We start from the raw sequence: 6,675 nt of genomic DNA on the forward strand, positions 1-6,675 counted from the left end.
CCACTCCACGATCGGCCAGGTGAGCCCAAATAGCTACGAGAACGCCTACGACGCCGCGAGGTCAGCTACCCTCACGGAAGCGGCATAACCGAACCGACACCGTGTCCACGATCAAGGGGCAAGGCCCCGGTGGCACTCATCGAAGATGATCACCGCGTGGCCCGAGAAAACTTCGTGGCCCTTGTTCGCCTTGATGAATGTCGACAGCTTCTGAATCGTCGTAATGATGATCCGCGCACCGGGGTCTTCGAGCTGCGTCTTCAGCACCGCCGTCGACGTGTTCGAGTTCGCCGCCCCTTTCTCGAACCGGTCGTACTCACGCATCGTCTGGTAGTCGAGGTCTTTGCGGTCGACGACGAACAATACCTTGTCCACACTCGGCATCTTCGATGCGAGCTGCGCTGCCTTGAACGAGGTGAGCGTCTTGCCCGATCCGGTGGTGTGCCAGACGTATCCTCCGGCATCGAGCGTGCCGAGCGTCTTGTAGTTCGTCGAGATCTGGATCTTCTGCAGGATCCGCTCGGTGGCGACGATCTGGTACGGCCTCATCACCAGCAGGTCGCGATCCGCGGTGAGCACGCAGTACTTCGTGAGGATGTTCAACAGCGAGTGCTTCGCGAAGAAGGTCTTCACGAACGCCGTCAGCTCGGTGATCGGCTTGTTGTTCGCGTCGGCCCACCAGCTGGTGAACTCGAACGAGTTACTCGTCTTCCTGCCCTTGCTGGTACTGCCAGTCTTCTTCTGCTCGGCCAGGTGCCTGTTGCGAGTGCTGTTGGAGTAGTACTTCGTGAGCGTGCCGTTGCTGATCACGAACAGCTGCACGTACTCGAACAGGCCCGAGCCAGCCCAGAAGCTTTCGCGCTGATAGCGGTTTATCTGGTTGAATGCCTCCCGGATGTCCACACCGCGACGCTTCAGTTCGATGTGCACCATCGGCAGCCCGTTGACGAGCACGGTCACGTCGTAGCGATTGACGTACCTCGCACCGCCATCGCCAGTGTCGCCCTCACCGCGTCCGATCTCGTACTGATTGATGACCTGCAGCCGATTGTTGTGGATATTCGTCTTGTCGATCAGCGCGATGTTCTTCGTCGTCCCATCGTCGCGCCTGAGGATCTGGACGTGATCCTCCTGCACACGCACCGTCTTCTCGACGATGCCGTCGTTGGCACCTGCGATCTTCGTCGTGAAGAACTGCTCCCACTCGGCATCCGAGAAGGTGATCCTGTTGACTCTCTCGAGCTGCACGCGAAGATTCGCGACCAGCTCCGCCTCGGAGGTGAACGGCAGGTAGTCGTAGGCCTGTCCCTCGAGCAGCCGGATCACCTCCTTCTCGAGTGCAGACTCCGGCTGATACGCATCGGCATACGAGGGGTCGTGAACGTACTCAGCGAGAACCGTGCTCTCAGAAGAGATCGCGATCAGGTCGAACTTCCGTGCCGCTGACTCGCTCATGCCGCAGCCGCCCATCTGTATGTCTTCAGAAACTCCTGAAACTCGCTCCTAAAAGCTTCTTTGTACTCTTCGGCCACCTCGAAGGTGTCGATATCAGCGAATCGGTCGTGGCTGTACAGATTGAGAACCTTAGTCACCAGGGCGGCATCTGGCCCGACCAGCAGGTCGCCCCAGCCTCCTGTATGGCCGAGGAAGTTGGCCGTCTTCTCGAGCAGTGATCGAAACTGATTGAAATGGCCTCGCTCAATCGTATTCGCGGAGATCGCCTCTTGAATATCTTTAATAATCCCGAGGTGGTAACTGAAAGGCGAGTCCTTTGATTGCCTAGCGAGCGTCCACCCGGCGACAGGGTCTCGCGCAAGAATATACGCTCGGTCACTCCTCCGGCGGAGCGAGTTGAACAGAACATTAAAGAAGAGAGCGTGGTGGGTGGCGATCACGAATTTCAATTCCAACTCTGATGCTCGCTTAATAAGCGCCGCAAGTGCGAGAGCCACTGACACGATACGCACATCATCCATTGACGATACCGGGTCGTCTACGACGGCGAGTGTTAGCTGGTCATAGTCGGTCGTTGAACGCAACTCGGGGCTATCACTTAGCGTCTCAATCACGTCGTTCAAAACAGAGTGATATACACTCCAAACAAATATGCTCTCCTCTGCTCGCGATATCTTGATGCCGTCCGTCGAACTATCATCACCCCTGTGTACGCCAAAGCTAATCTCGCCACTTTCGAAGTCAAGCCTTGGTTCAATTCTGCTGCTTGTGAAGCTTTGGAAGTTATCGCTGATCGCACTATCAAGACCCTGCGTCACGATAGTCTCAAATAGCTCTGACTCCGGATCCATCTTGAATACGACTCGCGCGTTATCCCAACTGAATACGTCCTCGACAAAGGAGTTGTAGAGGACTACATCCCCTGGGTTACGCTCCTTGAGGTGCTGAGCCAGCCGAGTCTTTCCGATTGTATTCGGAGCGTAAATAAGAGCGGTACGCGAATCAGCAAGGCCCTGTAAGACCTCCTCAGCCAAGCTCGCAACCGTTTCATGAACACTAGTCATCTAGGCAGCCTCCTTGAACGTCAGCAGGCGGTCGCGGTAGTACTCGTACTGCTTGCGACGGGCGTTGAGTTCAGCCGGGAGGCCGATGCTGATGTCGTTGACGAGCGCGTCGAACTTGTCGAGCACTTCGACGATCTGATCCTGCTCTGCAGGCGGAGGCACCAAGATCCGCGCTCGCAATAGATTCGAATTGTACAACCGCCTGATGGTGCTGCCATCAGTAGCCCACTGGATCACTTTGTACCAATGTCTCAAATAGGCGTTCGTAACGATCGACTCGTCATGATCAAGCCACACGATATTCGAATCCTGAAAGTAAGCTTCCTCTCCGTCGTAGACAACAGTGCGACCGATAGTTCCGGCTGCAGAGATCAGAACATCACCACGGCTCGGGAATGAGAAATTCTCACGATACGATTCGAACAGCTCTCGTGAAATATATGCGTCAGGCGGACCACCGAATGTGCCAATCTTAAAGAACGGCACATCCCCGTTGTCACTTGTCTCGCTCTTGAATACTCGTTTACACATCGCCACTCGACCAATGTCGCCAAGCGTGAGCTCCTTCGCTTCATCTGATCCAAATGAAAGTAAGTCTCTAAAGAAGTAATCGTATTGGGCGCGCCGGGCTTCCAGCTCCGCTTCCAGCTCGACTTCCAGCTGAGTGAACTTATCAAGTACTCGCACGATCTCACACTGAATCTCGGGAGGCGGAACAGGGATTCGATATTCTAGAATCGCGGCTTTATTCCCGCGCGGCATTTTAGCTCCCTTTGCGTGCTGCATGTTGTACGCAAAGAAGACGTCGGAGGAAAGCAAATAGTAGAGGAAGTTAGAATCGATCTTGGCGCGGTTCTCACCCTTGATCCGGATTGCTAGGACGTCGCCGCTACAGCCGCCTTCGTTCGTCGCTTGCCACACCTTCTTTAGGTACGGACGAATATTTCCGAGTAGGATATCCCCCGGCTCGTAGGCCGTCAGACGGGCGGTGTTCGGCGGGTAGCTTGCATCGACACGACCACCCTTCTCGGCAACGAGGTTATCGACGCCCACGAAGGTAGTTTCGTCGAGATCGGCGGCGTCCACACGCGTCGAGGAGTAATCAGCAACCTCGGACAGCGCAACATGTCGAACGCCATCCGGGCACAGCTCCTGAATCAGCTCATCGATGCGGCTCACTGGGAGCCCTCCAGATCCGCCACGATCTCGTCAATAGCCGTGCGGAGCTCCGCCTGGCGCGCCACGATGCGCGCAATCTCCGCGTTCAGCTCCGTGATGTCGACCTCTTCGCGAGTATCTTCGACTTCCACGTAGGTCGAGACCGCGATGTTGTAGTCGTTTGCGGCGATGTCCTCGTTGCTGACGAGCGCTGTGAAGTAGTCCTCGGGCTCGCGCGTCGTGAACGTCGCAAGAATTCGCGCCTGGTGCTCCTCGAGCAGCTTGTTCTTGTTGCCAACGCGCTTGAACTCGGCTGACGCGTCAATGAACAGCACGTCGCTGGGCTTCTTCGACTTCTTCAGCACGAGGATGCAGGTCGCGATCGTCGTGCCGAAGAACAGGTCCGGCGGAAGCTGGATGACAGCGTCGATGTAGTTGTTGTCGACGAGGTACTGGCGGATCTTCTTCTCCGCCCCACCGCGGTACAGCACGCCAGGAAACTCAACGATCGCTGCCGTGCCGTTGACGTCCAGCCAGCTGAGCATGTGCATCGTGAAGGCAAGGTCGGCCTTCGACTTCGGTGCCAGCACACCGGCCGGTGCAAACCGTTCATCATTGATGAGCAATGGGTTAGCGTCGCCCTCCCACTTGATCGAGTAGGGCGGGTTGGAGACGATCGCCTCGAACGGTTCGTCGTCCCAGTGTTGGGGATCGATCAGGGTGTCGCCGTGGGCGAGGTTGAAGTCGGCGTAGTTGACGTCGTGTAGGAACATGTTGATCCGCGCGAGGTTGTACGTGGTCAGGTTGATCTCCTGACCGTAGAACCCCTGGCGGACGTTGTTCTTGCCGAGCACCTTGTCGAACTTCAGCAGCAGCGAACCAGATCCGACGGCGGGGTCGTAGACCTTGTTGACCTGTGTCTTGCCGACCACCGTGATGCGCGCCAGTAGCTCGGAGACCTCCTGGGGCGTGTAGTACTCACCGCCGGACTTGCCCGCGTTGGCCGCATACATCTGCATCAGGTACTCGTAGGCATCACCGAACAGATCGATCGAGTTGTCCTCCCACCGCCCAAGCGGCAGATCACCGATCGCATCGAGCAGCTTCACCAGCTTCTGGTTCCGCTTGGCGACCGTCGAGCCGAGCTTGTTGCTGTTGACATCCAGGTCGTCGAACAGACCCTTGATGTCGTCCTCACTGTCCGTACCCAGCGCCGACGCCTCGATGTTCTTGAAGACCCGTTCGAGCGTCTCATTGAGGTTCTCATCCCGCGCCGCACGCTTGCGAACGTTGGCGAACAGGTCGGACGGCAGAATGTAAAACCCCTTCTCCGCGACGACCTCGTCGCGCGCAAACTCCGCGTCGGAATCCGCCGTCAGCCGGTAATCGAACGACGCATCGCCCGCATCATGCTCGTGCTTGTTGAGGTAGGCCGTGAGATTCTCGGAGATGAACCGGTAGAACAGCATACCCAGCACGTAGGACTTGAAGTCCCACCCATCGACGCTGCCTCGAAGGTCGTTCGCGATCCGCCAGATCGTCTTGTGCAACTCGGCTCGCTGCGCCTCTTTTGTGGTCGGTGCCATGGGTCGTGCTCCTCCGCGCCACTGCGCAATCACGGTGTTGGGTTGATTGCTCTTACGATATCGGGTGCCACTGACACTCGGGCTTTCCGCATCATCACCGCGTCGCGTAGAACCCCACGGCCGCTGCCGCCGTCACGTTCAGCGAGTCGACGCGGCCACTCATCGGGATCGTGACCCGGCGATCGAGCAGCGCGTCGGTCTCCGGCGTGACGCCGTGACCCTCCAGCTCAAGCAGCGGGCATCAAGGTTGAATGATCAGCGAACGCGCCTCGACGCCGAGCTGCTCAGCGAGAGCATCCACCGAATCCAGAGTGAGGTTCCGCTCCCCACGCTCGATGCCGGCGAGATACCGAGTCGACACGCCGAGCTCTTCAGCAAGACCTTCCTGCGACAGCCGACGCGCAAGCCGCAGGTCGCGCACCTGCGCTCCAAGCACCTTCTTCAGCGGTTCTGTCACACATCCAGCCTCGGGTCTGGTAGTCATGACTTCCAGGAAGTTATCGCTTCCAGTTGCTGTCGAGGCGGGTCGCGCACGACTCGCACTGCGGCCGCATCAGACCTCGAAGGAGAGCGTGAGGATGCCCGATTCGCAGCAGATCCCCGACGGAAGCTCGACAGCTCTCCCCCGCGTCCTGCACACACCACGCAGCACGGCACTGCTCTCGGAGTCGTGGGCCCAAGCAGAGGACGCGAAGCGGAGGGAACGGGCAGGCAACGACCGCCAGCTGACGTACGAAGCCTATGCAGCAGGCGAACCATGCCGCGCGTGCGGGCGCGCCCTTCTCGGTGAGCCAGCTCTGGGTACTGATGAAGAGAGCCTTGCGCTGATCGACGCCGACAATGCCGAGTTCCGAGCAGAACACAAGGCATGCAACATGGGTGTTTGGCGTCTCGAGAACAACAGGGTGGAGCACTGCCATCTGTGCTGCCCGTTCCCGCCACTCTCGCCGACTCAGCGCGATGAGCTCCGGCAGCTCCTGTACCCGCCCTCATTGCGCATCGCCCGCAGTGCAACCTGGCATGTGGAACTGACCTGCCAGCATGCCGAAACCTTGGCCGGGCACTCCCCCCACTATGTTGAACCAATTGCCCAATGCGCCGAATGCGCCGTCATCCGCGGTGTAGTCAAAGCCGTGCGAATCGACAGCCAGATGGGCGACACTGCCGGCAGCAGGGCCACCGAGGGCCTCCAACCTGACTATCTGAAGCGCCCTGGGTTTGTTGGAGACTCCTGACCTTGGAAACGAGGATGGAGTTATGCCGAAAGAGCAGACAGCGGGGAAGCCGACGACGCGTCGGTATTCGCCGGAGGAGAAGGCCGCGGCGGTCCGGATGGTGCGGACGCTGCGTGCCGAGCTGGGGACCGAGCATGGGACTGTGCAGCGGGTCGCGACGCAGCTCGGATACGGGGT

Annotated in this window: 6 protein-coding genes and 2 pseudogenes; 2 read left to right on the forward strand and 6 right to left on the reverse strand. The window is 58.6% G+C overall.

Annotated elements, in window-relative coordinates:
* Positions 1 to 126: 126 nt before the first annotated feature.
* The 6 genes and pseudogenes from KZX60_RS11795 to KZX60_RS11815 form a co-directional block, all read right to left on the reverse strand.
* Positions 127 to 1,455, reverse strand: a pseudogene (locus tag KZX60_RS11795) (HsdR family type I site-specific deoxyribonuclease); the annotation flags it as partial.
* The gene (locus KZX60_RS11800) at positions 1,452 to 2,489 is read right to left on the reverse strand and encodes a hypothetical protein (protein WP_248118597.1); all 1,038 of its coding nucleotides are present in this window, start codon (positions 2,487 to 2,489) and stop codon (positions 1,452 to 1,454) included. The gene KZX60_RS11800 and the pseudogene KZX60_RS11795, both read right to left, overlap by 4 nt.
* 30 nt (positions 2,490 to 2,519) lie before the next feature.
* Entirely contained in the window at positions 2,520 to 3,698 is a 1,179-nt protein-coding gene (locus KZX60_RS11805; protein ID WP_248118599.1) for a restriction endonuclease subunit S, read from the reverse strand.
* Positions 3,695 to 5,263 carry a type I restriction-modification system subunit M gene (locus KZX60_RS11810; protein WP_248118601.1) on the reverse strand — a complete coding sequence of 523 codons (1,569 nt, stop codon included), beginning with the start codon at positions 5,261 to 5,263 and terminating at the stop codon, positions 3,695 to 3,697. The genes KZX60_RS11805 and KZX60_RS11810 overlap by 4 nt, the downstream gene beginning before the upstream one ends.
* A 94-nt stretch (positions 5,264 to 5,357) precedes the next feature.
* Positions 5,358 to 5,498, reverse strand: a complete 141-nt coding sequence (locus tag KZX60_RS12045) for a TrmH family RNA methyltransferase (RefSeq protein WP_348983755.1) — start codon at positions 5,496 to 5,498, stop codon at positions 5,358 to 5,360.
* Positions 5,499 to 5,504: 6 nt separating this feature from the next.
* Positions 5,505 to 5,720 carry a helix-turn-helix transcriptional regulator gene (locus KZX60_RS11815; RefSeq protein ID WP_248118603.1) on the reverse strand — a complete coding sequence of 72 codons (216 nt, stop codon included), beginning with the start codon at positions 5,718 to 5,720 and terminating at the stop codon, positions 5,505 to 5,507.
* 121 nt (positions 5,721 to 5,841) lie between these two features.
* Here KZX60_RS11815 and KZX60_RS11820 point away from each other — a divergent pair, with 121 nt between their 5' ends.
* Complete coding sequence (locus KZX60_RS11820; protein ID WP_248118605.1) at positions 5,842 to 6,498, forward strand: hypothetical protein; 657 nt, start codon at positions 5,842 to 5,844, stop codon at positions 6,496 to 6,498.
* Between the two features lie 22 nt (positions 6,499 to 6,520).
* Positions 6,521 to 6,675 (forward strand): annotated as a pseudogene (locus KZX60_RS11825) (IS3 family transposase); the annotation flags it as partial.

This window comes from Micrococcus sp. EYE_212 (assembly GCF_023147585.1).
GTDB lineage: Bacteria > Actinomycetota > Actinomycetes > Actinomycetales > Micrococcaceae > Micrococcus.

Excerpts from the sequence above, each read along its gene's own strand:
- KZX60_RS11820 (WP_248118605.1), top strand. The coding sequence starts at position 5,842 with ATGCCCGATTCGCAGCAGATCCCCGACGGAAGCTCGACAGCTCTCCCC.
- KZX60_RS11810 (WP_248118601.1), bottom strand. The coding sequence starts at position 5,263 with ATGGCACCGACCACAAAAGAGGCGCAGCGAGCCGAGTTGCACAAGACG.